Source organism: Pelomonas sp. Root405 (assembly GCF_001425165.1).
In the GTDB taxonomy this organism is placed as follows: domain Bacteria; phylum Pseudomonadota; class Gammaproteobacteria; order Burkholderiales; family Burkholderiaceae_C; genus Pelomonas.
Genome location: NZ_LMDU01000001.1, coordinates 637,403 through 660,976, shown reverse-complemented (window position 1 = coordinate 660,976; position 23,574 = coordinate 637,403). Strand labels below are relative to the sequence as shown.

Genomic DNA, 23,574 nt, shown 5'->3' with positions numbered 1-23,574 from the left:
CGGCGCCTAGAACCAGTAGTCCCGCACGCAGCGGCCGTCGCGCGGCAGGTCGTCGAAGCTGTCCAGGCCGTCGAAGTGGTCGATGGGGATGTCGGCCACGGCGGCCGGCTCGGCCAGGCGCAGGTTGACGGCGATGCGGCGACGGCCGTCGTCCTCCAGCCGCAGGCCACGCCAATGCGTCACGCAGGCGCAGGTCGGGCAGAAGTGGAACTCCAGCGCCTTGCCGCGCACATAGGCCTGCGTCGGGCCGCTCACGTGGATGCCTTCGTCCACATGGTCGTAAGCCCACAGCGTGCCGTAGCGGCGGCAGGCGGTGCAGTTGCAGGCGGTCGCGCCATCGGGCTGGCCGTTGAAACGCCAGCGGACGCTGCCGCACAGGCAGGAACCTTCGATCATGGGAACTCCTTGACGGTGACGGCGTAGATGGGGTCGGCGTAGTAGCGGCCGCCAAACAGGAATTGGCTGGTGCCGACTTGGGCGAAGCCGAAGCGCCCATAGAACTCGACGGCGCGCACGTTGCGGTCATAGACCCCCAGCCACAGCGTGCGCGCGCCGCGCCGTCGGGCCTGGGCATGCACCTCGGCCATCAGCGCTGCACCCAGGCCCTGACCGATGAAACCTTGGCCCAAGTAGAGGCGCCACAGCTGCAGCGGCGCTGGCGCCGTCACGCAGTTCGGTGGCGGTGTGTCGCGCACGATGGCATAACCGGCCAACTGCTCGCCCACCCAGGCCAGCAGCGTCGTGCAGGCCAGGTCCCGGATGACGCCGGCCATGACCTCGGGCTGGAAGTGCTCAGCGACGTAGTCGGCAATCTCCTGCGGGTCGTCGAGGCCGAGGTAGGTGTCGGTGAAGGCCTGGGTAGCGAAGGCGGCGAGCGCGGCGGCGTCTTCAGGGGTAGCGTGACGGATCAGGGGCGCGCTGGGCATGTGCGCATGTTCGCACCGGTCAGCCGTGCGCCAGGCCGGCCCCGGCAATGCGCTCGTAATGCAGCACCGTCGGGAAGGGGTCGTAGAAGTGGTGCAGCCGTTGACGCCACTGCGGGTATTGGGCCGACTGGCGGAAGCCGATCTCGTGGTCTTCGACGGTCCGCCAGCGCACCAGCAGCATGTAGTGGCCGGGCCGCTCCAGGCAGCGCTGCAACTCATGGCCGAGGTAGCCGGGCATGGCCGAAATGATGCATTGCGCCTCGGCGAAGGCCGTCTCGAACGCGGCGTCCTGCCCGGCACGAACCTGCAGCTGGGCGATCTCCAGGATCATGTTCAGGCGAGAGGCAGCGGCTTGCCACCCAGCCGTTGAATGAGCCCGCTCGTCAGCCGCGCGGCCAGGCCATAGACCGTCAGCTGCGGGTTGGCGCCCAGGCTGGTCGGGAACAGCGAGCCGTCGTGCACCGACAGGTTGGCGAGCTGCCAATGCTGGCCGTCCGGACGCACGACGCCGCGGGCCGCGTCGGCCGCCAGCGTGCAGCCGCCCATCACATGGGCGCTGCCGATGGTGGCGAGGAAGGGCTTCATCGTCAGCGCGGCGATGCCCTGCTTGGCCGCCGCCAGGCTGGCATAGGCCTCGGCTTGCTCGTGCACGGGGCGCACGCTCTTGGCACCGGCGGCGAACTGGATCTCGGCCATGGTCACGTAGGCGCGGCGCGTGCCTTCGAGCAGATAGTCGGTCAGCGCGTAGTCCAGCTGCGGCGTGCCGTCGCCGCGCAGCTTGACGGCGCCACCCGCCGACTCGGCATGGAAGCCGTCGCGCAGCAGGGCGATCATCAGCTGGGTGCGTGGCATGTCACGCGCACGCTGGGCCAGCTCGGCACCGATGCCGCCGCCATTGGTCAGCGCAAAGGCCGGGTGGATGGGCGCGACCTCCAGCTTGTAGCCCACCGGCCCGTCCACCGGCCCCTGGTGCAGGAAGTGGTCGCTGAACACCGAGAGCGGCGCACCGGACCAGCCGGCCACCTCGTGGTCGAACAGCGCGACGCCGCCGGCGGTGGGGTGCAGGAAGGTGCGCTTGCCGAGCAGGCTGTGCGGGTCCGGCGCGCCCGAGCGCATCAGCAGGGCCGGCGAGTTGATGGCGCCGCCGGCCACGACATAGTGCTTGGCGGTGATGCGCAGCGGCGCACCGGCAACGCCACCGTCCAGTGCCACCGGCTCGGCGATCAGCGCCGTGACCTGGCCGCCCTGCAGCTCGAAGCGCGTCGCGCGCGTCTGCACCAACATCGTGGCGCCCAGGTCCAGGGCCGCGGGCAGTGTGCTGACAAGCATGGACTGCTTGGCATTCGTCGGGCAGCCCATGCCGCAGGAACCGAGGTTCCAGCAGCCCTTGACGTTGCGGCGCACGATCTTGGTCGGGATGCCGAGCTTGTCGGCGCCACGCCGCAGCACGTCGTTGTTCTCGTTGGGCTCGGTCAGCCAGTCGCCGATGTTCAGGCGCCGCTCGACCTGGTCGAACCAGGGCGCCATGGCGGCCTCGTTGAAGTCGGTGAGGCCGAACTTGTCGCCCCAGTACGCCAGCGCGTCGGGTGGCGTGCGGAAGGAGCCGGTCCAGTTGACCGTCGTCGAGCCACCGACGCAGCGGCCCTGCAGGATGTTCATCGCCTGGTCGACCGTCTTGCGGCCGCCGGACTCCTGGTAGAGCTCGGTGTAGGCGTCAAGCTCGCGCTGCTTGAACTGGCTGCTGGAGCGCAGCGGGCCTTCTTCGACGATGACGATCTTCAGGCCGGCGCGGGCCAGCATCTCGGCCGTGATGCCGGCGCCGGCGCCACTGCCGATAATGGCGACGTCGCAGTCCAGCGCTGCGGGCAGCGCCGCATGCGGACCGCCGTGCACCTTCCAGCCACGCTGCAGGCCGTCAAGGATGGGATCAGGCAAAGAGCTCATGGGATGTGGCGCTGGCCCGGGTAGCCCGCGGTCTGCCAGTTGCCCGGCTCTGTGAAGAAGGCGATGGCGTTCAGGTCGCGCAGCGCGTGATAGACCTGCTGCCTGGTGTTGGACGACGACAGGCGCATGGCGTCGAGCGCCTGCTGCACGTCCTGGGTGCTGGCTTCGCCCCAGGGCTTGGACAGGCCAACGAGGGCATAGCGGCCCGCCGCGGTGCCGAGCAGGCCGAGCGCATCGGACAGCTCCTTGCGCGTGTGCGCCGGCATGCCGGCGATGAAGGTGTCGAGCCGCGTGAGCTGGGCGTCCAGGGCGGCCTCGCGCGCCGGCCCTGCGGCGGGCAGCAGGTCGCCCAGCACCGCCTGCGCGGCGGCGCGCATCAGCTCGCGCGAGCCGGGGCTGAGCTTGCCGTCCACCAGGCCCGGCTTGACCAGCGCGATGCCTGCACCGGCCACGCCGATGAGGACGGCAGCGCCCAGGCCTAACTTCAACAATCCACGGCGTTGCATCACACCACTTTCTTCAACAGATTGAGCAGGCGCTCGAAGGTCGCACCATAGGGCGGCTGGAACAGCTTGGTGCCGGCAAAGCGCGACTGGATGAAGAGCGGCTTCTCCTTGCTGAAGGTGCGAAAGCCCCATTCGCCGTGGTACGAGCCCATGCCACTGGCGCCGACCCCGCCGAAGGGCTGGTCTTCCTGGCCGAGGTGCCACAGGCAGTCGTTGACGGTGACGCCGCCGGCATGGGTCTCGCGCATCACGTGGTCGCGCGCCGCGCCGTCCTGGCCGAACCAGTACAGGGCCAGCGGCCGGTCACCGCGGTTGATGTGGGCCAGCGCCTCGTCCACGCGCTCGTAGCCGACGACGGGCAGCAGCGGGCCGAAGATTTCTTCCTGCATGACGGTGGCGTCGGCCGGCACGTCCAGCAGCAGGGCCGGCACGATGCGGCGGTCGGCAGGCTGCTCGTCATGACTGCGCAGCACCCGCGCGCCGCGCTGGGCTGCATCGGCGATCAGCCCCTGCAGCCGCGCGTGATGGCGCGGCGTGGCGATGCTGGTGTAGTCGGCATTGCCGGCGATGCGCGGGTACATGCGGCGCATCTCGGCCAGGATCTGCTGGGCGAGCGGCTCGACCATCTCCCTGGGCACCAGCAGATAGTCGGGCGCCACGCAAGTCTGGCCCGCGTTGAAGAGCTTGCCGAAGGCCAGGCGCGAGGCGGTCAGCTGCAGGTCGCAGCTGCGGTCGACGATGGCCGGCGACTTGCCGCCCAGTTCCAGCGTCACCGGCGTCAGGTTCTTCGCGGCAGCCTGCGCCACATGCCGGCCGACGGCGGTGGAGCCGGTGAAGAAGAGGTGGTCGAACGGCAGACCGGTGAAGGCCTTGCCGGCCTCGGCGTCACCGGTGATGACCTGCATCTCCTCGGGCGCGAAGCGCTCGGCCACGATGCGGGCCATCAGCTCGGACGTGGCCGGCGTCAGCTCGGAGGGCTTGATCAGCACCCGATTGCCGGCGGCCAGTGCCGCGACGGCCGGCTCCATGGCCAGGTAATACGGATAGTTCCAGGGCGAGACGATGCCGACGACGCCGAGCGGCTGGCGCATCAGAACATTGCGGCCGGGCAGGAAGTGCAGTGGCGTCGAAACCCGCCGCGGCTTCATCCAGCCGCGCAGATGCTTGAGCGCATGGCGCGTGCCGGCCTCGACGGTGAAGATGTCGGCCAGCAGCGATTCCTGGCGGGCGCGGTGGCCGAAGTCCTGCGCCATCGCGCTGGCCAGCGCCTCGCCATGCTGGCGCGTCATGGCCAGCAGGCGCTGCAGGCGGGCGCGGCGCACCTCGTAGGTCGGCATGCGCTCGGCCTCGAAGGCGCGGCGCTGTGCGAGCAGCGCCAGATGAAGGCGTTCCTGCAGCGCGGTGTCCATGGGCTTGTCTCCGGCACTCTGTTGGAGTGCGGAAGGCTAACCCAAGGGCGCCGCGATTCGCGCTGCCGGCGGCGGTCTAGAGGCCGGCGTCTAAGCTAGCCGCCGCGCTGCAAACCCAGCGCATGCGCCAGGTCCTTGGCCGCGACCGGTTTGGTCAGGTGCAGGTCCACGCCGGCCTCGCGCGCGCGCTGCTGGTCATGCGCACTGCCCCAGCCGGTCAGCGCCACCAGCACGATGCCGGCGCCCTGTGGCTGGGCGCGGATGCCCTGCGCGACCTCGTAGCCCGTGATGTCGGGCAGGCCGATGTCGAGGAAGACCAGGTCCGGCGCATGCCTGGCCACAGCCGCCAACGCTGCGGCGCCGGTATGGGCGACATGGACATCGTGGCCGCTGAGGGCCAGCAGCATCTGCAGGCTCTCGGCCGCGTCGACGTTGTCGTCCACCACCAGGATGCAGCGCTGCTGCTCGCCCGAACCCGCCACATCGCTGGCGGCGCCGACCGACCCTTGTTGCAAGTCCACGTCAGGCGGCAATGGCAGCTCGACGACGAAGACGCTGCCGCCATCGGGGCCCGGGCTGCGTGCGTGGATGCTGCCACCGTGCAGCTCGACTAGCCGCCGGGCCAGCGACAGCCCGATGCCCAGGCCGCCCTGCGCCCGCTCCAGCGCGCTGCCCACCTGCGTGAAGAGCTCGAAGATGTCGTCGAGCATGTGGGCCGGGACGCCCAGGCCGTTGTCCTCGACCTCGATGCGCAAGGTCGGCCCCTCGCTCACCGTGGCACGCAGCTGGATGCGGCCACCGGCGGGCGTGTACTTGGCGGCGTTGTTCAGCAGGTTGGACAGCACCTGGGCGATGCGCGTCGGGTCGACGTCGAGCGGCACGGGCTGGGCCGGCAGCTCGACGCTGAGCTGGTGGCCGGCCGCGTCGATGAGGGGGCGCGCAGTCTCCAGCGCCGTCTCCACCACGGCCTGCAGCGAGGTCGCGCTTTTCTTCATCGTCACCTTGCCCTGGCTGACGCGGGACACATCCAGCAGGTCGTCCACCAGCCGCACCAGGTGCGACAGCTGGCGGTCCATCACCTCGCGCGCCCGGATCGCCGCTGCATCGGCTGCGTTGGCGTTGCGAAGGATCATCAAGCCGTTGCGCAAGGGGGCCAGCGGGTTGCGCAGCTCATGCGCCAGCGTGGCGAGGAACTCGTTCTTGCGTGCATCGGCCAGGCGCAACGCGGCCTCGATGCGCTTGCGGGCGGTGATGTCGGTGAACAGCAGGCCGACGCGGCGGTCCTGCGGCTCACCGACGCGGAAGGCGAAGGCGTCGAACCAGCGCTGCAGCGAGGCGGCATGGCTTTCAAAGCGCAGCGACTCGCCGGTCAGCGCCACCCGGGCATAGGTGTCGATGTAGGCCGTCTCGATGTCGGGCACCAGCTCGCGCACCGTTCGGCCTTGGGCGGCCACCAGGCCGGACTGGCGCTCGAAGGCCGGGTTGACCTCGGCGAAGCGGTAGTCGACGGCCCGGCCCGTGGCATCGAACATCACATCGATGAGGCAGAAGCCTTCGTCGATGGAATCAAACAGCGTGCGATAGCGCCGCGCGCTCTGTTCCAGCGCCTGCTGGGCGCGCTTGCGGTCGGTGATCTCGACGAACAGCACCGAGAACTGCTCGGCGCTGAGCGGCATCACCCGGGCTTCGTACCAGCGGTTGTCCAACGCCGGCACGTGCACCTCGAACTCGTGCGGCGCCTGGTCGGCCAGCACGCGGCCATAGGTGTCAATGAGCCCTTGCGGCACGCCCGGGATGACCTCCCTGACGGTCCGACCGATGGCGGCCGCTGCGGCGACGCCGGTCAGCTTCTCGAAGGCCGGGTTGGCCTGCAGGAACCAGAAGTCGACCATCTCGCCGGCTTCGTCGCGGATGGCCTCGGCGACGAAGAAGCCTTCGTTCATGCGCTCGAACAGCCCGCGCCAGCGCGCCTCGCTGCCGCGCAGCGCGTCCTCGGTGCGGCCGCGCTCGATGAGCTCGCGGGTGCGTTCGGCCACCTCCTCCATCAGCGTCACATCGTCGCTCGCCCAGTGGCGCTCCAGCCGCTGGTTGAGATAGACGATGGTGCGCAGCCGGCCCGCCTTGAACAGCGGCACCACCAGGATGGCGCGGGTGTCCACCTCATGCGAGGTCTCGACCGTCGTGGGCTCGCTGGTCAGCGGGTGGTCGCGCACATTGGCGATGACCACCGTGTGCCCGGCGCGCAGCCTGGCGATGACCTGCGGACCGAAGGCGCTTGCCGGAAAGCGGCCGCCAAGCGGGGGCACGCTGCCGTCTGTCCAGCAGATGTCGAAGTCGATGCGGTCCAGGTGCTCGTCGACATGGCCGTAGCCGACGCGGTTGACGCCGAAATGCCGGCCCACCATCTCGCTGACCTGCTCCAGCACCTGCGCGGTGCTGCCGTTGGCGCGCAACACATCAGTGAGCCTGAGCAGGAAGGCCTGCCGGCGCTGGGAGCGTTGCAACTCCTGGAACAGCCGCGCATTGCTGATCGCGACCGCCGCGCGCGATGCCAGGTCGGTCGCGACGTCGAGGTCGCGCCTGCCGTAGACGCGCCTGGACTCGGCCGAGACGAAGGTGAGCACGCCGGCCACGCCCTGCTGCATGGTGATCGGCACGCCCATGTAGGACCGCAGCCCCAGCCGGCGCAGGATGTCCAGGTGGGCGGCATCGGCAGCGCCTTGCACCAGCATGTCGTCGGGGATCTGCGCCACCAGCTCGGGCTGGCCGCTGCGCAGCACCTGCCACACGCCGCTCGAGTCGTCCGGTGTGGGCGGGTAGGCTTGGTGCAGGGTCTGTGCCAGTTCGACCTTGGCGGGGTCGACATGCGCCACCGCAACGCGGCGCAGCAGGCCTTCGTCGTCAAGCAGGTCGACCGCGCACCAGTCGGCGAAATGGGGCACGGCCATCGCAGCGATGCGCCGCAAGGTGTCCTCATAGTCGATGCTGCGCGCGAACTCCAGGCTGGCGGCGGCCAGGAAGGCCAGGTCGGCCTCCTCGCGCTTTCGGTGGTCGATGAGCTGACACACGCCGCTGATCTCGGCCGGCTGGCCTTGCCGGCGGTGCGCATGCCCGCGGCCTTCGAGCCAGTGGACCGAGCCGTCCGGCCAGACGACGCGGTATTGCACGCGGTGCGAGCCTTGCGTGATGGACTCGCGGAACGCGTTCTCGACGGCCGACCTGTCCTTGGGGAGGACCAGTTCCATGTAGTCGGCCGGCACGGGCGCATCGGCCGACAGGCCGTGCAGGGCGAACATCTGCTCCGACCACCAGCGCTCGCGCGTGACGAGGTCGGTGTGCCAGGCCGCCGTTTCGCTGGCCGACAGCGCAGTCAGCACCACCGAGCGCATCCGGCCGTCGTCGCGCAAGCGGTGGGTGGGGCCGCCGTCACCGGGCCAGCTCCCCTCCTCGCTCGCGTCGCCCTGCTCGCCCGGGCTACCCGGCGTCGGCCGGCTTGCCATCGCTCAGTGCCTGAAGTGCCGCACGCCCGTCAGCACCATGGCGATGCCGCGTTCGTTGGCAGCGGCGATGACTTCGTCGTCGCGCATGGAGCCACCCGGCTGGATGACGCAGCTGGCACCCGCATCGGCCAGCACGTCCAGGCCGTCGCGGAAGGGGAAGAAGGCATCGCTGGCGACGGCCGAACCCGTCAGCGCCAAGCCGGCGTGCTGGGCCTTGATCGAGGCGATGCGGGCGGAGTCCAGCCGGCTCATCTGGCCGGCGCCGACGCCCAAGGTCATGCCGCCGCCGCAGAAGACGATGGCGTTGCTCTTGACGTACTGCGCGACGGTCCACGCGAACATCAGGTCGTCGAGCTGCTGGGCCGTGGGCTGCAGCGTCGTGACGATCTTGAGGTCTTCCTTCTTCAGGAAGTGGTTGTCCGAGGTCTGCAGCAGCAGGCCCGAGCCGACGCGCTTGCTGTCGCCGGCATTGCGACCCTGATCCCACGGGCGCGGGCCGCCCGGCGGCAGCGCGATCTGCAGCAGTCGCACATTGGCCTTGCCCTTGAAGACGTCCAGCGCCTCGGCGCTGAAAGCCGGCGCCATCAACACCTCGACGAACTGCTTGGCGACGAGCTGGGCGGCCGCGCCGTCCACCTCGCGGTTGAAGGCGATGATGCCGCCGAAGGCGCTGGTGGGGTCGGTCTTGAAGGCCTTGCTGTAGGCCTCGGCCGCGCTGGCCGCAATCGCCACGCCGCAGGGGTTGGCATGCTTGACGATGACGCAGGCCGGGGTGTCGAAGCTCTTCACGCACTCCCAGGCCGCATCGGCGTCGGCGATGTTGTTGTAGCTGAGCTCCTTGCCCTGCAGCTGCTTGCCCGTGACAAGTGAGCCGGGTGCCGGATAGAGGTCGCGGTACAGCGCCGCGCTCTGGTGCGAGTTCTCGCCGTAGCGCAGGTCCTGCACCTTGACGAAGGTCGCGTTCATCTGCGCCGGGTACTCGGCCTTGCTGCCGTCTTCGTTCAGCGCCGACAGGTAGTTGCTGATGGCGGCGTCGTACTGGGCAATGCGGTTGAAGGCGGCGGCGCTGCAGGCAAAGCGCGTCTTGTCGCTGGTCCTGCCGTTGGCCTTGAGCTCGTCGAGCACGCCGGCGTACTGGGCCGCGTCGGTCAGCACCGTCACGTCACGCCAGTTCTTGGCCGCGCTGCGCACCATGGCCGGGCCGCCGATGTCGATGTTCTCGATGGCGTCTTCCAGCGTGCAGCCGGGCTTGGCCACCGTGGCTTCGAACGGGTAGAGGTTGACGGCCAGGATGTCGATGCGCGTGATGCCGTGCTGCTGCATCGCGGCCACGTGCTCGGGCAGGTCGCTGCGCGCCAACAGGCCGCCATGGATCTTGGGGTGCAGCGTCTTCACGCGGCCGTCCATCATCTCCGGGAAGCCGGTGTGCTCGGCCACTTCGGTCACCGGCAGGCCGGCCTCGGCCAACAGTTTGGCGGTGCCGCCGGTCGACAGCAGCCGGGCGCCCAGGGCGTGCAGTGCCTTGGCGAATTCGAGGATGCCGGTCTTGTCGGAGACGGACAGCAGGGCGGTGAGTTGGGTCATGTTCAGCCGAGTTCGTGATCGTTGAGTTTGCGCCGCAAGGTGTTGCGGTTGATGCCCAGCCATTGCGCGGCCTTGCTCTGGTTGCCGCCGGCCTCGCGCATGACGATCTCGAACAGCGGTTTCTCCACCAGCTTGATCAGCATCTCGTGCATCGAATGCGGCTGTTGGCCGTCCAGGTCACGGAAGAAGGCTTCGAGGTTGTCGCGCACGCAGGCGTCGATGGGGTTGGGCGTGGTGTTCTTCTGGGCACTCATGACAGGAGCGTGGTTAGGCGACACAGGCTTCGTCGGCCTGCGCTTCGTCGTCGTTGGCGGCCGCGGCGCGGGGCAGGCGGTCATGGGTCTGGCCGAGTTCGTCGAACCAGTCGCGGAGCGCCTGCAACTGCGCTTGGCAGTGCTCCAGGGTATTCATGTGCTGGCGGAAGTCCTCGCCGCCGGGCAGGCCGCGCACGGCCCAGCCGATGTGCTTGCGCGCGCTGCGCATGCCGCTGAGTTCGCCATACAGGCCGTAGTGGTCGTGCAGGTGTTCGGTGAACCAGTCGCGCGCCTCCGCGACGGTCGGCGCGGCTAGGTGTTCGCCTGTCGCCAGAAAATGGGCCACCTCGCGAAAGATCCAGGGCCGGCCCTGCGCCGCGCGGCCGATCATCAGCGCATCGGCGCCGGTGTAGGCCAGCACGTCGCGCGCCTTCTCCGGTGAATCGATGTCGCCGTTGGCGACGACGGGAATGGCCAGCGCAGCCTTCACCGCGGCGATGGTGTCGTACTCGGCCAGGCCGTTGTAGCCCTGCTCGCGGGTGCGGCCGTGGATGGTCAGCATGGCGATGCCGGCGGCCTCGAACAGGCGCGCCAGGCGCAGCGCGTTGCGCTCGTCGGCGCTCCAGCCGGTGCGCATCTTCAGCGTGACCGGCACGCCACGCGGCGCGCACACGGCGACGACCGCCTCGACGATTTCCAGCGCCAGCGCCTCGTTGCGCATCAGCGCCGAGCCCGCCCACTTGTTGCAGACCTTCTTGGCCGGGCAGCCCATGTTGATGTCGATGATCTGGGCGCCGCGGTCGATGTTGTGCATCGCGGCCTCGGCCAGCATGGCCGCATCGGTGCCGGCGATCTGTACGGCAATCGGCCCCGGCTCGCCGCTGTGGTCGGCGCGACGCGAGGTCTTGAGGCTGTTCCACAGCTCCTTGCGTGACGTCACCATCTCGCTGACCGCATAGCCCGCGCCGAGGCGCCGGCAGAGCTGGCGGAAGGGCCGGTCCGTCACCCCCGCCATCGGCGCCACAAAGAGCCGGTTGGGGAGGAGGTGGGGGCCGATGTGCACGGAGGTCTGCTCAAAAATGAGGCGCGATTGTAGCCAGCCGGCCGCATCGACAATGCCGCGATGGAAGCTTGGCTCTCGCAGTTCATCAGCGGCCTGCTGGCCGCCCTGGCTCTGCCCCAAATCGGCCTGGTCGCCGTCTTCGTCATCAGCTTCGTGTCGGCGACGCTGCTGCCGCTGGGCTCGGAGCCGGCCGTCTATCTCGTCGTCAAGGCCGACCCGGGCATGTTCTGGGCGGTCATCGCCGTGGCCACCGTCGGCAATACGCTGGGTGGCGCGGTGTCGTGGTGGATGGGCTATGGCGTCGAGAAGGCGGTCGAGGCCGTCAAGCACCGCGAGCCCTCGCATTCCCGCGCGATGCGCTGGCTGCAGCACTTCGGCCCCAAGGCCTGCGTGATGAGCTGGCTGCCCATCGTCGGCGACCCGCTTTGCGCTGTCGCCGGCTGGCTGAAACTGCCGTTCTGGCCCTGCGTGGGCTGGATGGCGCTCGGCAAGTTCCTGCGCTTTCTGATCTATACCGCCGCCTTGTTGTGGCTCATCCCGGAAACCTGGTTGCAATGAACACCACTCCCGCCTACCAAGACCTCGCCGCTCGCCAGCAGCGCCTTCACCGCCTCGGCCACCTGCAGGCGATTGCGCAATGGGACCAGGCCGCCAACATGCCGGCCAAGGGCAACGAGGCGCGCAGCCTGGCCCTGGCCGAGATGGACGGCCTGATGCATCAGCTGGCCACCGACCCGGCGCTGGCCGGCTTGCTGGATACCGCCGCTGCCGAACCGCTGGACGACACACAGCGCGCCAACCTGCGCGAGATCCACCGTGCCTGGCGCGCGGCCAATGCGCTGCCGCAGGCGCTGGTGGAGGCCAAGAGCCTGGCCAACAACCGCTGCGAGCATGCCTGGCGCAGCCAGCGCCAGGCCAACGACTGGGCCGGCTTTGCGCCCAACCTGCGCGAGGTGCTGGCCATTGCACGCCAGGAGGCCGAACTGCTGTCGCAAAGCACGGGTCTGTCCAAGTACGACGCACTGCTGGACATGTACGAACCCGGCATGCGCGCCAACGATGTCGAGCGTGCGTTTGCGCCGCTGCGCAGCTGGTTGCCAGGGCTCATCCGCGATGTCATCGCCAGGCAGGCCAACGAGACCGTCATCGAGCCGGTCGGCCCCTTCCCAACGGCAGCGCAGAAGGCGCTCGGCCTGGATGCGATGCAGCTGATGGGCTTCGACTTCAGCGCCGGCCGCCTGGACGAGAGCACCCATCCGTTTTGCGGCGGGGTGCCCGAGGACGTGCGCATGACGACGCGCTACCGCGAAGACAACTTCCTGCCCAGCCTGATGGGCACCATCCACGAGACCGGCCACGGCCGCTACGAGCAGGGCCTGCCGCGCGAACTGCTGGGCCAGCCCATCGCCCGCGCGCGCTCCATGGGCATCCATGAGAGCCAGAGCCTGAGCTTCGAGATGCAGCTGGGCAGCCACCCCGCGTTCGCGGGCCTGCTGTCGCCGCTGCTGGTCAAGCATTTCGGCCACCAGCCCGCGTTCGAGCCGGGCAACCTGCACAAGCTGCTGACCCGGGTACAGCCCGGATTGATCCGCGTGGATGCCGACGAGGTGACCTACCCCGCCCACATCCTGCTGCGCTTCGACATCGAGCGCGCGCTGATCGAGGGCGCTGCCGAGGTCGATGACATCCCCGGGCTGTGGGACGCGAAGATGGCCGAGTTGCTCGGCCTGGACACGCGTGGCAACTTCAAGGACGGCCCGATGCAGGACGTGCACTGGCCCGCCGGGCTGTTCGGCTACTTCCCCTGCTACACGCTGGGCGCGATGTACGCGGCGCAGTGGTTCGCCACGATGCGGGCCCGGCAGCCGGCGCTCGACGAGCAGATCGCGCGCGGCGAGCTGGGCGGCGTATTCGACTGGCTGGCGACCAACGTCTGGCAGGCGGCCAGCCGCCATGAAACGCCCGAGTTGGTGCAGCGGGCCAGCGGCGAGGCGCTGAACCCCACCCACTTCGAAGCCCACCTGCGCGGTCGCTACCTGGGCGCGGGCGCCTGACCGGCACCACGGCGACAGCTTGCCGACAGCCGCGCGCTGTGGCGTGCGCGCAAAAAAGAGGGCCGCCCCGGCAGGAGCGGCCCAATCACGTCCAACGATCTCTCTCTGTCAAACCCACTGCGCTTCCCCGGCCCCCCGGCCATCTCCGCGCGTGGCGCCCAGGCTTTGTTGCTCTACCCGGGCTAGGCCGCTGCTACTCGATCAGCGACCATGAAGTCATTCTGAACACGTCGCCCTGCGCTGCCATCCCCGCAAGCCGAGGGGGCGGCATCACCAGGCGTGACGCCCTTCACAACAGCAGCGCCAACCGCTCCAGGATCAGCACGGCGAAAAAGGCCAGGCCGGCGATCAGCGTCCATTTCATGATGACGATGCCCATCCGCCGCCAGCGCAGCTGTCCGGTGGCGATGGAGAGCGCAAAGCAGACCACGGCCGAGAACAGCAGCAGGCCGATGACGAGGCGGGCGATCAGCATCTGATCACCAAGCCGGCGCCAGCTCGGCGAAACCCTTGGGCGCCTCGCGCTCGTCGGTGAAGCTGACGACTTCGTATGCCGACTCGTCTGCCAGCAGCGCGCGCAGCAGCTTGTTGTTCAGCGCGTGCCCGCCCTTGAAGGACGTGTAGGCGGCCAGCAGCGGCATGCCGGCGACCTGCATGTCACCGATGGCGTCGAGGATCTTGTGCTTGACGAATTCGTCGTCGTAGCGCAGGCCGCCGGCGTTCAGCACCTTGTAGTCGTCGACGACGATGGCGTTGTCCATCGAGCCGCCCAGCGTCAGGCCACGCGAGCGCATCAGGTCGATGTCCGAGGTCATGCCGAAGGTGCGGGCGCGGGCGATGTCCTTCTTGTAGGTGCCGGAGCCCATGTCGAAGACGAACTGGCTGCCGGTGGCCGCCACGGCCGGGTTGTCAAACTCGATCTCGAAGCTCAGCGTGTAGCCGTGGTGAGGCTCCAGGCGCGCCCACATCAGCTTCTTGCCTTCGCCCTGCCGCACCTCGACAGGCTTCTTCACGCGCAGGAAGCGCTTGGGCGCGTCCTGCATGACGATGCCGGCCGACTGCAGCAGGAAGACAAAGCTGGCCGCCGAGCCGTCCAGCACCGGCACTTCGTCGGCGTTGATGTCGATGATGAGGTTGTCCAGCCCCAGGCCCGCGCAGGCGGACAGCAGGTGCTCGATGGTCTGCACCTTGGGGCCGCCCGGATCGCCCCCCGGGCTGATCGTCGTGGCCATGCGCGTGTCGCTGACCGACATGACGCCGACCGGGATGTCCACGGGTGGGCACAGGTCGACACGGCGGAAGACGATGCCGGTATCGACCGGCGCCGGGCGCAAGGTCAGCTCGACCTTCTGGCCGCTGTGGATGCCGACGCCGACGGCGCGCGTGATCGTCTTCAGGGTGCGTTGCTTGACCATGCGCGCAATTGTCGGGGAAGACCCTAGGCCTTTCGCTCCACAGGCAATCGCAGCGACAGCCGCGTGCCCATGCCGGGGCTGGACTCGATGCGCAACTTGCCACCCAGGCGCTGGGCGCGCTTGATCTGGCTCTTCAGGCCACGGCCGTGCTGGATGGTCTGCAGGTCGAATCCGGCGCCGTCGTCCTCGACGCGGATCTCGACATAGCTGTCGTGGTGGCGCGTGACCATGCGCACGCGGCTGGCCTGGGCATGCTTGAGCACATTGTTCAGCGCCTCCTGCATCAGGCGCAGCACGTGCAGGGCGTCGGGCGGCTCCAGCCAGGGCAGCGGCGGCAGGTCCTGCACGTCCCAGTCGAGCTTGAGGCCGCCGATCTGCAGGCGCTTGCCGAGCCGGTAGCGCATGGTCGCCAGCAGCGAGACCAGGTCATGGCCGACCGGCTCCAGCGAGTCGATCACCAGGCGCAGGTCGTCCACGCATTCGCGCAGCACCTCCACACATTGCTCGTGCGACATGCTGCCCTGCTCCATCGCCACCAGCGCCGACAACAGCGACGAGCCCAGGCCGTCGTGCATGTCGGCCATGATGCGCTGGCGCTCCAGCAGCAGCGCCTGCTGGCGCTCGGCCTCGCGCAGCTGGGCGTTCTGGGCATGCAGCACGGACACCTGTTCGTCCAGGTCCTCCTGCAACTGGCTGTTCTCGGCCTGGACCTGCTCGACGGCACCGACATAGCGGCGCTGCACGGCGTGCAGGAAGCTCAGCATGACGATCAGCGTCGCGAACGGCATCAGGAAGAAATGCTCCGGCCAGGCCCAGCCCGCCAGCACGGCCAGGTCGTGGGCGCCGATGACCACGCCGATGATCAAGGCCAGCGCCATGACGCGCAGCTCGGTGCGGCGCTCGCGCCAGGCGAGCCAGGCGACCCAGGCCGTGCCGATGGCGGCCACACCGGCCGTCACGGCGTATTGCAAGACCACCATGTCGAGCTGTCGCAGCCACAGCGGCATGCTCAGCGTGCTGACGGTCACCACGCTGGCGATCAGCGCCCATTCCAGCCATTGGATGCGCCGGCTCGCGAAGCGCAGCGCGAACAGCAGCGCCGTCAGCATGACCCAGCCCATGGAGGCATGCGTGGCCCACCAGAACCAGTCCTGCCCCACCGGCGACGCGGGCAGGCTGACGTAATAGTGCAGGTTGCGCACCAGCCAGGCCGCCGAACCCAGCGCGAACAGGCCGTAGATGGCCTCGGCGGGCCGGCGCACCCAAAGCGTCAGCGCAAACAGGCCAAGCACGGCCAGCGTCAGGCTGACGGCCTGCGGCAGGCCCGTCTGCGCACGCACCCGCCACAGCCAGCGTTTCTCCAACTGGTCGCGCGGCGCCACCCACATGCGCGACACGGTGTGGAAGCTGCCCGCCGGCACCGGCAGCGCGACGACGATGTCCAGCCCCTGCGCCCCCACGCCGGGCAGGGGCAGCCAGATGGGCTGCACCCATTGCTCGCGCTCGGCATGCTGGTTGTCCAGCAGCAGTTGCCAGCCCTGGTCCGTGCGCGCCAGCACGGCGGCCGACAGCGTGACCAGGCGGGGCATGTACAGGGCCATCGCCTCTTCGCCGCCGGCCGGCACATGCAGGCGATACCAGCGCATCTCGTAGCCACGCGCATTGCTGACGATGGCGGCGCCCGGGCGCGGACGCACGTCGGGCATGGCCACCGGCTGCCAGGCCGCCGCGTCGCTAGGCGGGAGCAGTTCTGCAGGCAGGGCCAGATGGGCGCCGCCCGCCACCGTGTGCTGCCGCAACGCGACCCACCAGGCGTCGAGCTGGGCGCGCGTCCAGGCACTGGTCGCGAGTTCCGCGGGCGCCGAATCGTCGCCGGCGATGCGCGTGCTGGGCTGGGGCAGGCGCTGCGCCAGCGCCGGCAGACAGGCCGTCAAGAGCAGCAGCAACAGCCAACGGCGCAGCGTGTGGCCTAACTCACGCATCCCTATGAAGTCTTCTAGGCATTGACATGGGGCGCGAGCATGCCACAGGGGGTGGCCGCCGTCCCACCGCCGCATGACCGCCCGGGCGGCCTGTGCGACCGTTCAGCCGGCGCCGACCGGCAGGCTCTTGCGCGCGGCATCGCGCAATTGGCGCGACAGCGCCACATCGCCGACCGCACGGGACAGCAGCAGCGACCCGACCAGCGTCGACAGCATCGCCAATGCCTGGCTGCGGCGTTCCGCGTCATCAGCGCCCGGCATCTGCGCCGCCAGCGTCGCCGCCATGCTCTCGACGCCCTCCGCGAACGCCTGTTGCACCGCCGGCCCGCCACGAGCTGCATCGCCCGCCAGAGCGACGAGGCCGCAGCCCGCGCCGATGTGGTCGCGGTGCGCGTCGGACAGATAGGCCTTGACCCAGCCCGAGAGATTGCGCTCGGCCTGCTGCTGCCACTGTTCGCGGTTGGCCGCCAGCGCGCGTCGGCTGGCCTGTGCGGCGAGGTCTTCCTTGGACTCGAAATGGCCGTAGAAGCCGCCGCGCGTCAGGCCGGCGGCTTGCATCAGGTCGTTCAGGCCGATGCCGTCGAAGCCGCGCTCGCGGAACAGCTGCGCGGCGCTGTCGAGGATGCGTTCGCGGTTTTCTTCGGCCTGGGCACGGCTGACCTTCATGGCGGTCTCCTCGGGTTTCTCGCGGGTGGGCTTGACTGATTTTATATGTTGAACGACATTTAACTCAATCATGTCAGTCGACATGAATAAACAGACGTGAAGGAAACACCATGCAGCTTAAGAACGCCGTCGTCTTCGTCACCGGCGCCAACCGCGGCCTCGGCCGTGCCTTTGCCCAAGCCGCGCTCGCCGCGGGCGCTGCCAAGGTCTATGCCGCCGCGCGCGACCCCGGCAGCATTGAGCTGCCCGGCGTCGTGCCGGTGGCACTGGACGTGACCGACCCGGCCCAGGTGGCTGCAGCCGCCTTGCAGTGCACCGACGTGACGCTGCTGATCAACAACGCCGGCGTCTCCCTGGGTGCGCGTGTGCTCGCCGCCGACGCCATCGCCACGGCACGCCAGCACTTCGAGACCAACTTCTTCGGCGTCTGGGCGCTCACCCAGGCTTTTGCACCAGCACTGCAAGCCAACGGCGGCGGCGCGGTGCTGAACGTGCTGTCCGTGCTCAGCTGGCTGACCCTGCCCGGCCTGACGCCCTACAGCGCCAGCAAATCGGCGGCCTGGGCCCTGAGCAATGGCCTGCGCAACGAGCTGAAGGCGCAGGGCACGCTGGTGACCAGCCTGCACGTCGGCTACATGGACACCGACATGACGCGCGGCCTGGACGCGCCCAAGTCCTCGCCCGCCGAGGTCGCCCGCCTGGCCCTCGATGGCATCGAGGCCGGCGCCTTCGAAGTGCTGGCCGACGAGCTCAGCCGCCAGGTCAAGCAGAGCCTGTCCACGCCGGCGCCGGCCTACGCCGCCTGAGAGCTTCGAAAGGAGAACGCCATGGTCGAGTCCCCTGCCCTTGCCGCTCCGATGACGGCGCCTCTCGACGGCCGCCTGGCAGCCGCGCGCCACGCCTTCTCAACGCCGGAGCGCATCGCGCTGAGCGCCAGTGAGCGCGCCCTGCTGGCCGGCGCAGCCGAGCCGCCCTTGCGCCATGAAGGCATCAAGCTGGCGCGCTGGACCTTGGGCGCGGGGCCGCGCGTCGTGCTCGTACATGGCTGGAACAGCCGTGGTGCCCACCTGCTGGGCTTTGCCCAGCCCCTGGTCGAGGCCGGTTTCTCGGTCACCCTGTTCGACCTGCCGGCCCACGGGGATTCCGGCGGGCATGCGTCCAGCGTCGTCCACGCCGGCCGTGCGCTGCGGGCAGTGATGACGGCCATCGGCAAGGTCCATGCCGTCATCGGCCATTCCATGGGCTCGGCCGCCGCGCTGCTGGCCTTCGCCCACGGCCAGCAGGTCAGGCGCAGCGTGCACCTGGCCGGGCCGTCGTCGCTGACGCCGATGGTCAAGGGCATCGCCAAAGCGCAGGGCCTGCGGCCGGAGGACGCCGCGGCGTTCGCCGGCTGGGTCGAGGGCTTCATCGGCACGCGCCTGACCTATGTCGATCTGGAGCGGTTGCAGCACGGCCTGCGCCACCCCGGCCTCATCGTGCACGACCCCGAGGACCGCACCGTGCCATTCGCGGCGTCGCAGGCCTTGCATGCCGCTTGGCAAGGTTCGCAGCTGGATACGGTCACGGGCATGGGACACCGGCGCCTGCTCGCCGACGCCGACGTCATTGCCCGCAGCGTCGACTTCGTCGCCGCCGGGCGGTCGCAATGAGCGCAGTCCCGCGCCCCTGGCTGCTGACGCTTGCCGCACTGGCCGCGCTGGCCACCTTGTCTACCAACATCCTGCTGCCGTCCCTGCCGGTGATGGCCAAGGCGCTGGGGTCGAGCGAAGCGGCGATGACGGCCGTGCTCAGCCTCTTCCTGGCGGTGTTCGCGCTGGCGCAGTTGATCGTCGGGCCGCTGTCCGACCGCATCGGCCGCCGGCCTGTCGTGCTGGGTGGGCTGGCCGTGTTCATCGCCGGCAGCCTGGTCTGCGCGTTGGCAGGCGAACTGCCGCTGCTGCTGGCGGGCCGCGCGCTGCAGGCGGTTGGCGCAGCTGCCGCCTCGGTGCTGGCGCGCGCCGCCGCGCGGGATCGCTTTGAAGGGCCGCAACTGGCCGCACTGCTCGGCCGCATCATGGTGGTCATGGCCGCGGCGCCGGGCTTCTCGCCGCTGCTGGGTGGCCTGGTGCAGCAAGCCTGGGGGTGGCGCGCGTTGTTCGTCGTGCTGGTGATGGCGGGGCTGGCCCTGGCGCTGGCCTATGCGCGCATCGTCGGCGAGACCCTGCCCGCCGAGCGGCGCCGGCACCAGCCGGTGGGCGCGCTGGTGCGTGGCTATGTCGCGCTGCTCGGCGATGCGCGCTACATGCGCCCGGCGCTGGCGACGGCCGCCATCCTCGGCGCGCTGTTCGCCTTCTTCGGCACGGCCCCGCTGGTGCTGGCGGGCGACTTCGGGTTCTCGGCGCTGCAGGTCGGCCTGTTCTTCGCGAGCTCGGTATTCGTCGTCTTCGCGGCCGGCCAGACGGCACCGCGCTGGTCCGCCCGCTGGGGCGCTCCCGTGGTGCTGCGCATCGGTGCCGCGCTGGCAACGCTGGGCGGCCTGGCGATGCTGGTGGGCGGTGCCGCCGGCCTGGTCGGCTTTGCCATAGCCGTCGGCATCTTCCTGTTCGGCATGGGGCTGGTGTCACCCACCGGCACGGCGCTGGCGTTGACGCCCTTCGCGAGCCAGGCCGGCCAGGCATCGGCGCTGCTGGGCTTCTTGCAGATGGCAGCGGCTGCGCTGCTGACGACGGCTGCGGCGACGCTGCCCGGTGCGCGCATGGACGCGTTAGCGCTGGTGCTGGCGGGCGGCGGCGTGCTGGCCTTGATCTCGGCGGCGGCTCGGCCGGCCAGCGTCGCCAGCGCGTCCTGACAAAGCAAAAGGGCAAGCCTTGCGGCTCGCCCCGTTTGTTGAGCAGGTTCGCTCAGTCGGCCTGCTTGCGCAGGAAGGCCGGGATCTCGATCTCGTCCATGCCGTTGGACGACAGTGCCTCGACCTTGGCGGCCGCGCTGCCCGAGCGGCCATGGCGCCAGACGCTCGGCACGTTGGCATTGGCGAAATCGCCCAGGCCCAGGCCGACATTGGCCTGCTGCGCATTGGGTGTCGCCATGGAAACGGCCTGCGTCAGCACGGGCATGCCATCGGTGCCATTGCGCACGACCGGCTGGGTCTGGATGACCTGCAGCGGCGCCTGCTGGCGGGCGCGGCCGGCCGTCAGGCCCGTCGCGATGACGGTGACGCGCAGCTGGTCGCCCAGGCTTTCGTCGTAGGCCGTGCCGTAGATGATGTGGGCTTCATCCGAGGCGTAGCGCTTGATCGCGTTCATCGCGTTGCGCGACTCGCTCAGCTTGAAGTTGGCACGGCTCGCGGCAATCAGCACCAGCACGCCGCGCGCACCGGACAGGTCGATGCCTTCCAGCAGCGGACAGGCCACGGCCGCCTCGGCAGCCTTGGTCGCGCGGTCCGGGCCGCCAGCCTGGGCGGTGCCCATCATGGCCTTGCCCGGTTCACTCATCACCGTCTTGACGTCTTCGAAGTCGACGTTGACCAGGCCGGGAATGTGAATGATGTCGGAAATGCCGCCAACGGCGTTCTTCAGCACGTCATTGGCGTGCGCGAAGGCCTGGTCCTGCGTGACGTCGTCGCCCAGCACATCAAGCAGCTTGTCGTTCAACACGACGATCAGCGAGTCGACATTGGCTTCGAGTTCCGCCAGGCCGGCGTCAGCCGCCTTGGCACGCCGGCCGCCTTCGAATTCAAAGGGTTTGGTGACGACGCCGACGGTCAGGATGCCCATTTCCTTGGCGACGCGCGCAATCACCGGGGCAGCGCCCGTGCCGGTACCGCCGCCCATGCCGGCGGTGATGAACAGCATATTGGCGCCAGCGATGGATTCGCGAATGCGATTTTCGGCCTCTTCGGCGGCCGAGCGGCCCATTTCGGGTTTGGCGCCAGCGCCAAGACCCGAGGTGCCGAGTTGCAGCAACTGGTCCGCCTTGGAGCGGTTCAGCGCCTGCGCGTCGGTATTGGCACAGATGAATTCAACACCTTGAACACCCTGGGCGATCATGTGGTCGACGGCATTGCCGCCGCCGCCACCGACCCCGATCACCTTGATTTGGGTGCCTTGGTCAAACTCTTCGATCATCTCGATGGGCATATCAATCTCCTAACTGCGGCAATTGTGCCGTGGCACAAAAAAAATAACCAGTTGCTGAAACAAATTTTTCATGGCAAGTCATGGTTTTGGGGGGTCAAAAATTCCCCATGAACCAATCCTTGATGCGACCGAGCAGGGTTTGCACCGAGCCGGCCTGCTGCGCGGCCTTGAAACCCCGGCTGCGCGACAGCCGAGCCTCCTCCAACAATCCCATGACGGTGGCCGAACGCGGGTTGGCGACCATGTCGTAAAGCGCGCCGGAATAGGTCGGCAGACCGCGCCGGACAGGTTTGAGGAAAATGTCCTCGGCCAGTTCCACCATGCCCGGCATGACGGCCGAACCGCCGGTCAGGACGATGCCGCTGGACAGCAATTCCTCATACCCGCTCTCGCGAATGACCTGGTGAACCAAGGAAAAGATTTCCTCGACGCGGGGTTCGATGACGCCGGCCAGCGCCTGCTTGGACAGCATCCTGGGGCTGCGGTCGCCCAAGCCGGGCACTTCCACCTGGTCCGACGGGTCGGCCAGCAGTTGCTTGGCCACGCCATATTCGACCTTGATTTCCTCGGCGTCCTTGGTCGGCGTGCGCAGCGCCATCGCAATATCGCTGGTGATCAGGTCGCCGGCGATGGGGATGACGGCGGTATGCCGGATGGAGCCGCCGGTGAATATCGCAACATCGGTCGTGCCGGCGCCGATATCCACCAGCGCCACCCCCAGGTCGCGCTCGTCTGCCGTCAGCGCCGCATGGCTGGAAGCGCTCGGGTTCAAAACCAGCTGGTCGACCTCCAAACCGCAACGGCGTACACATTTGACGATGTTTTCCGCCGCACTTTGGGCGCCGGTCACGATATGGACCTTGACCTCTAGCCGCCCGCCGCTCATGCCGATGGGCTCTTTCACCTCGTGGCCGTCGATGACGAATTCCTGCGGCTCGACCAGCAACAGGCGCTGATCGTTGGGGATATTGATGGCCTTTGCGGTTTCGACAACCCGGGTCACGTCGACCGGCGTGACCTCCTTGTCGCGCACGATGACCATGCCGGTGGAGTTCTGGCCGCGGATATGGCTGCCCGTGATCCCCGTGTAAACCCGGGATATTTTGCAGTCGGCCATCATTTCGGCCTCTTTCAGGGCCTGCTGGATGGACTGCACGGTCGCATCTATATTGACGACAACCCCACGCTTGAGGCCGTTGGACGGCGCAACACCGAGCCCGGCGATGCGCAAATCCCCGCCCGGCAAAACCTCGGCGACGACCGCCATGATCTTGGCAGTCCCAATATCCAGCCCGACGACCAAATCCTTGTATTCCTTGGCCATATCGTCCTCAGCGTTTCTTATTTACGGGTTTACCCGGTGTTTGGGTCGTCACGCCGCGCAGCCTGACCGCATACCCGTCGGGATGGCGCAGGTCGGCCGACAGCAGCGGGCTGCCGTAGTTCGTGCTGACCTGCGGGATGGAGCGGGCGAAGCGGCCGAACCGATCGACGACTTCGGGCTCGCTGCCGCGGCCGAGTTCGACGACGGCGCCGTTGCCGAAGCTCGCGCGCCAGGAACCGCGCCCCGACAGGTCCAGGCGCTCGATGCTTTCGCCAAGCGTCTGCGCGGCGGGCGAGAGCGCGCGCCACATCCTCAGCATGCTGTCGGCCGCATGGGCCGGGCCGGCCAGTACCGGCAAGGCCTCGTCCTCGACATCGCCGAGGTTGGCGTGGAAGACCTCGCCGAAGCTGTTGACCAGCGCGCGCTCGGCCGCCGACTCCGTCGCCGAGTCAGCGCCATCGGCACGCGCCTCCCAGTAAGCGGCGGCGCGGTGTTCTTCCAGCGTGACCTTGAGCCGCATCGGCCAGACGCGCGTGAGTTGCGCATGCCTTACCCAGGGCACGGCCTCGAAGGCAGCGCGACCTTCTGCCAAGTTCATGCTGAGAAAGGAGCCTTGCAGACGCGAGAGGGCATTGGCGCGCAGTGACGCGACGCTGTTGCGGCTGACGTCGCCTTCCACCTGGACAGCACGAAAGTTGAACACCGGCAGGCCAACCACCCAGCGGATGGCGGCCCAGGCCGCCGTCGCCAACAGGGCCGACACGAGCAGCGCCGACACCGCATTCATCAAGCGGACGTCGGACGGCAGCGCGGTGGCGGCGGCGGAGTTCAT

The 23,574-nt window shown here is 68.9% G+C and carries 22 protein-coding genes; 5 read left to right on the top strand and 17 right to left on the bottom strand.

Annotated features, from left to right (window positions below):
- Positions 1–6: 6 nt before the first annotated feature.
- The 10 genes from ASC81_RS02910 to dusB form a co-directional block, all read right to left on the bottom strand.
- Positions 7–396, bottom strand: coding sequence for a GFA family protein (locus tag ASC81_RS02910; protein ID WP_056262482.1), 390 nt, complete (start codon positions 394–396; stop codon positions 7–9).
- Positions 393–926 (bottom strand): GNAT family N-acetyltransferase, encoded by a 534-nt coding sequence (locus ASC81_RS02905; protein WP_156391684.1) that lies wholly within the window; start codon positions 924–926, stop codon positions 393–395. The genes ASC81_RS02910 and ASC81_RS02905 overlap by 4 nt, the downstream gene beginning before the upstream one ends.
- A 19-nt stretch (positions 927–945) precedes the next feature.
- Positions 946–1,257 carry an antibiotic biosynthesis monooxygenase gene (locus tag ASC81_RS02900; protein ID WP_056262473.1) on the bottom strand — a complete coding sequence of 104 codons (312 nt, stop codon included), beginning with the start codon at positions 1,255–1,257 and terminating at the stop codon, positions 946–948.
- 2 nt (positions 1,258–1,259) lie between these two features.
- Positions 1,260–2,870, bottom strand: a complete 1,611-nt coding sequence (locus ASC81_RS02895) for a GMC family oxidoreductase (RefSeq protein ID WP_056262468.1) — start codon at positions 2,868–2,870, stop codon at positions 1,260–1,262.
- Positions 2,867–3,376, bottom strand: coding sequence for a hypothetical protein (locus ASC81_RS02890; protein ID WP_056262465.1), 510 nt, complete (start codon positions 3,374–3,376; stop codon positions 2,867–2,869). Before ASC81_RS02890 ends, ASC81_RS02895 begins: the two co-directional genes overlap by 4 nt.
- Positions 3,376–4,785 carry a coniferyl aldehyde dehydrogenase gene (locus ASC81_RS02885; protein ID WP_056262462.1) on the bottom strand — a complete coding sequence of 470 codons (1,410 nt, stop codon included), beginning with the start codon at positions 4,783–4,785 and terminating at the stop codon, positions 3,376–3,378. The genes ASC81_RS02890 and ASC81_RS02885 overlap by 1 nt, the downstream gene beginning before the upstream one ends.
- A 95-nt stretch (positions 4,786–4,880) precedes the next feature.
- Complete coding sequence (locus tag ASC81_RS02880; RefSeq protein ID WP_056262461.1) at positions 4,881–8,285, bottom strand: ATP-binding protein; 3,405 nt, start codon at positions 8,283–8,285, stop codon at positions 4,881–4,883.
- 3 nt (positions 8,286–8,288) lie between these two features.
- Positions 8,289–9,869, bottom strand: a complete 1,581-nt coding sequence (gene purH / locus ASC81_RS02875) for a bifunctional phosphoribosylaminoimidazolecarboxamide formyltransferase/IMP cyclohydrolase (RefSeq protein ID WP_056262457.1) — start codon at positions 9,867–9,869, stop codon at positions 8,289–8,291.
- Between the two features lie 2 nt (positions 9,870–9,871).
- Positions 9,872–10,123, bottom strand: coding sequence for a helix-turn-helix domain-containing protein (locus ASC81_RS02870; RefSeq protein WP_056262454.1), 252 nt, complete (start codon positions 10,121–10,123; stop codon positions 9,872–9,874).
- A gap of 13 nt (positions 10,124–10,136) precedes the next feature.
- The gene (dusB, locus tag ASC81_RS02865) at positions 10,137–11,186 is read right to left on the bottom strand and encodes a tRNA dihydrouridine synthase DusB (protein ID WP_056262452.1); all 1,050 of its coding nucleotides are present in this window, start codon (positions 11,184–11,186) and stop codon (positions 10,137–10,139) included.
- A 60-nt stretch (positions 11,187–11,246) separates the two neighbouring features.
- On the opposite strand from dusB, the gene ASC81_RS02860 reads away from it, so the two are divergent.
- Positions 11,247–11,744, top strand: coding sequence for a YqaA family protein (locus tag ASC81_RS02860; protein ID WP_056262449.1), 498 nt, complete (start codon positions 11,247–11,249; stop codon positions 11,742–11,744).
- A complete protein-coding gene (locus ASC81_RS02855; RefSeq protein ID WP_056262445.1) occupies positions 11,741–13,240 on the top strand; it encodes a carboxypeptidase M32 in 1,500 nt (499 codons plus the stop codon). Before ASC81_RS02860 ends, ASC81_RS02855 begins: the two co-directional genes overlap by 4 nt.
- 289 nt (positions 13,241–13,529) lie before the next feature.
- Here ASC81_RS02855 and ASC81_RS02850 read toward each other — a convergent pair whose 3' ends face one another.
- The 4 genes from ASC81_RS02850 to ASC81_RS02835 form a co-directional block, all read right to left on the bottom strand.
- Positions 13,530–13,715, bottom strand: a complete 186-nt coding sequence (locus ASC81_RS02850; RefSeq protein WP_056262442.1) for a hypothetical protein — start codon at positions 13,713–13,715, stop codon at positions 13,530–13,532.
- A gap of 4 nt (positions 13,716–13,719) precedes the next feature.
- Positions 13,720–14,655, bottom strand: a complete 936-nt coding sequence (lpxC, locus tag ASC81_RS02845; protein WP_056262438.1) for a UDP-3-O-acyl-N-acetylglucosamine deacetylase — start codon at positions 14,653–14,655, stop codon at positions 13,720–13,722.
- Positions 14,656–14,678: 23 nt separating this feature from the next.
- Positions 14,679–16,637, bottom strand: coding sequence for an ATP-binding protein (locus ASC81_RS02840; RefSeq protein ID WP_056262434.1), 1,959 nt, complete (start codon positions 16,635–16,637; stop codon positions 14,679–14,681).
- 102 nt (positions 16,638–16,739) lie between these two features.
- A complete protein-coding gene (locus ASC81_RS02835) occupies positions 16,740–17,303 on the bottom strand; it encodes a TetR/AcrR family transcriptional regulator (protein ID WP_056262431.1) in 564 nt (187 codons plus the stop codon).
- A gap of 110 nt (positions 17,304–17,413) precedes the next feature.
- Between ASC81_RS02835 and ASC81_RS02830 the strand changes: the two genes are divergently transcribed.
- From ASC81_RS02830 to ASC81_RS02820, 3 genes are read left to right on the top strand one after another with little or no spacing between them, the layout of a single operon-like run.
- Positions 17,414–18,109: an SDR family oxidoreductase gene (locus ASC81_RS02830; protein ID WP_056262428.1), complete on the top strand. Its 696-nt coding sequence runs from the start codon at positions 17,414–17,416 to the stop codon at positions 18,107–18,109.
- Between the two features lie 21 nt (positions 18,110–18,130).
- Positions 18,131–18,952, top strand: a complete 822-nt coding sequence (locus ASC81_RS02825; protein WP_082536211.1) for an alpha/beta fold hydrolase — start codon at positions 18,131–18,133, stop codon at positions 18,950–18,952.
- Complete coding sequence (locus tag ASC81_RS02820) at positions 18,949–20,130, top strand: Bcr/CflA family efflux MFS transporter (protein WP_056262422.1); 1,182 nt, start codon at positions 18,949–18,951, stop codon at positions 20,128–20,130. Before ASC81_RS02825 ends, ASC81_RS02820 begins: the two co-directional genes overlap by 4 nt.
- Positions 20,131–20,182: 52 nt before the next feature.
- Here ASC81_RS02820 and ftsZ read toward each other — a convergent pair whose 3' ends face one another.
- The 3 genes from ftsZ to ASC81_RS02805 all read right to left on the bottom strand — a co-directional run bounded on the left by ftsZ (position 20,183) and on the right by ASC81_RS02805 (position 23,574).
- On the bottom strand, positions 20,183–21,418 hold the full coding sequence (gene ftsZ, locus ASC81_RS02815) for a cell division protein FtsZ (RefSeq protein WP_056262419.1): 1,236 nt from the start codon (positions 21,416–21,418) through the stop codon (positions 20,183–20,185).
- Between the two features lie 94 nt (positions 21,419–21,512).
- Positions 21,513–22,742 carry a cell division protein FtsA gene (gene ftsA / locus ASC81_RS02810; protein ID WP_056262417.1) on the bottom strand — a complete coding sequence of 410 codons (1,230 nt, stop codon included), beginning with the start codon at positions 22,740–22,742 and terminating at the stop codon, positions 21,513–21,515.
- Between the two features lie 7 nt (positions 22,743–22,749).
- Positions 22,750–23,574 (bottom strand): cell division protein FtsQ/DivIB, encoded by an 825-nt coding sequence (locus tag ASC81_RS02805; RefSeq protein ID WP_056264215.1) that lies wholly within the window; start codon positions 23,572–23,574, stop codon positions 22,750–22,752.

Coding starts and splice junctions, on each gene's coding strand:
- ASC81_RS02870 (WP_056262454.1), bottom strand. CDS start 10,123: ATGAGTGCCCAGAAGAACACCACGCCCAACCCCATCGACGCCTGCGTG.
- ASC81_RS02825 (WP_082536211.1), top strand. CDS start 18,131: ATGGTCGAGTCCCCTGCCCTTGCCGCTCCGATGACGGCGCCTCTCGAC.
- ASC81_RS02900 (WP_056262473.1), bottom strand. CDS start 1,257: ATGATCCTGGAGATCGCCCAGCTGCAGGTTCGTGCCGGGCAGGACGCC.
- ASC81_RS02885 (WP_056262462.1), bottom strand. CDS start 4,785: ATGGACACCGCGCTGCAGGAACGCCTTCATCTGGCGCTGCTCGCACAG.
- ASC81_RS02850 (WP_056262442.1), bottom strand. CDS start 13,715: ATGCTGATCGCCCGCCTCGTCATCGGCCTGCTGCTGTTCTCGGCCGTG.
- lpxC (WP_056262438.1), bottom strand. CDS start 14,655: ATGGTCAAGCAACGCACCCTGAAGACGATCACGCGCGCCGTCGGCGTC.
- ASC81_RS02840 (WP_056262434.1), bottom strand. CDS start 16,637: ATGCGTGAGTTAGGCCACACGCTGCGCCGTTGGCTGTTGCTGCTGCTC.
- ftsA (WP_056262417.1), bottom strand. CDS start 22,742: ATGGCCAAGGAATACAAGGATTTGGTCGTCGGGCTGGATATTGGGACT.
- ftsZ (WP_056262419.1), bottom strand. CDS start 21,418: ATGCCCATCGAGATGATCGAAGAGTTTGACCAAGGCACCCAAATCAAG.
- ASC81_RS02890 (WP_056262465.1), bottom strand. CDS start 3,376: ATGCAACGCCGTGGATTGTTGAAGTTAGGCCTGGGCGCTGCCGTCCTC.
- ASC81_RS02805 (WP_056264215.1), bottom strand. CDS start 23,574: ATGAACTCCGCCGCCGCCACCGCGCTGCCGTCCGACGTCCGCTTGATG.
- ASC81_RS02855 (WP_056262445.1), top strand. CDS start 11,741: ATGAACACCACTCCCGCCTACCAAGACCTCGCCGCTCGCCAGCAGCGC.
- ASC81_RS02860 (WP_056262449.1), top strand. CDS start 11,247: ATGGAAGCTTGGCTCTCGCAGTTCATCAGCGGCCTGCTGGCCGCCCTG.
- ASC81_RS02910 (WP_056262482.1), bottom strand. CDS start 396: ATGATCGAAGGTTCCTGCCTGTGCGGCAGCGTCCGCTGGCGTTTCAAC.
- ASC81_RS02895 (WP_056262468.1), bottom strand. CDS start 2,870: ATGAGCTCTTTGCCTGATCCCATCCTTGACGGCCTGCAGCGTGGCTGG.
- ASC81_RS02835 (WP_056262431.1), bottom strand. CDS start 17,303: ATGAAGGTCAGCCGTGCCCAGGCCGAAGAAAACCGCGAACGCATCCTC.
- purH (WP_056262457.1), bottom strand. CDS start 9,869: ATGACCCAACTCACCGCCCTGCTGTCCGTCTCCGACAAGACCGGCATC.
- ASC81_RS02905 (WP_156391684.1), bottom strand. CDS start 926: ATGCCCAGCGCGCCCCTGATCCGTCACGCTACCCCTGAAGACGCCGCC.
- ASC81_RS02880 (WP_056262461.1), bottom strand. CDS start 8,285: ATGGCAAGCCGGCCGACGCCGGGTAGCCCGGGCGAGCAGGGCGACGCG.
- ASC81_RS02820 (WP_056262422.1), top strand. CDS start 18,949: ATGAGCGCAGTCCCGCGCCCCTGGCTGCTGACGCTTGCCGCACTGGCC.
- ASC81_RS02830 (WP_056262428.1), top strand. CDS start 17,414: ATGCAGCTTAAGAACGCCGTCGTCTTCGTCACCGGCGCCAACCGCGGC.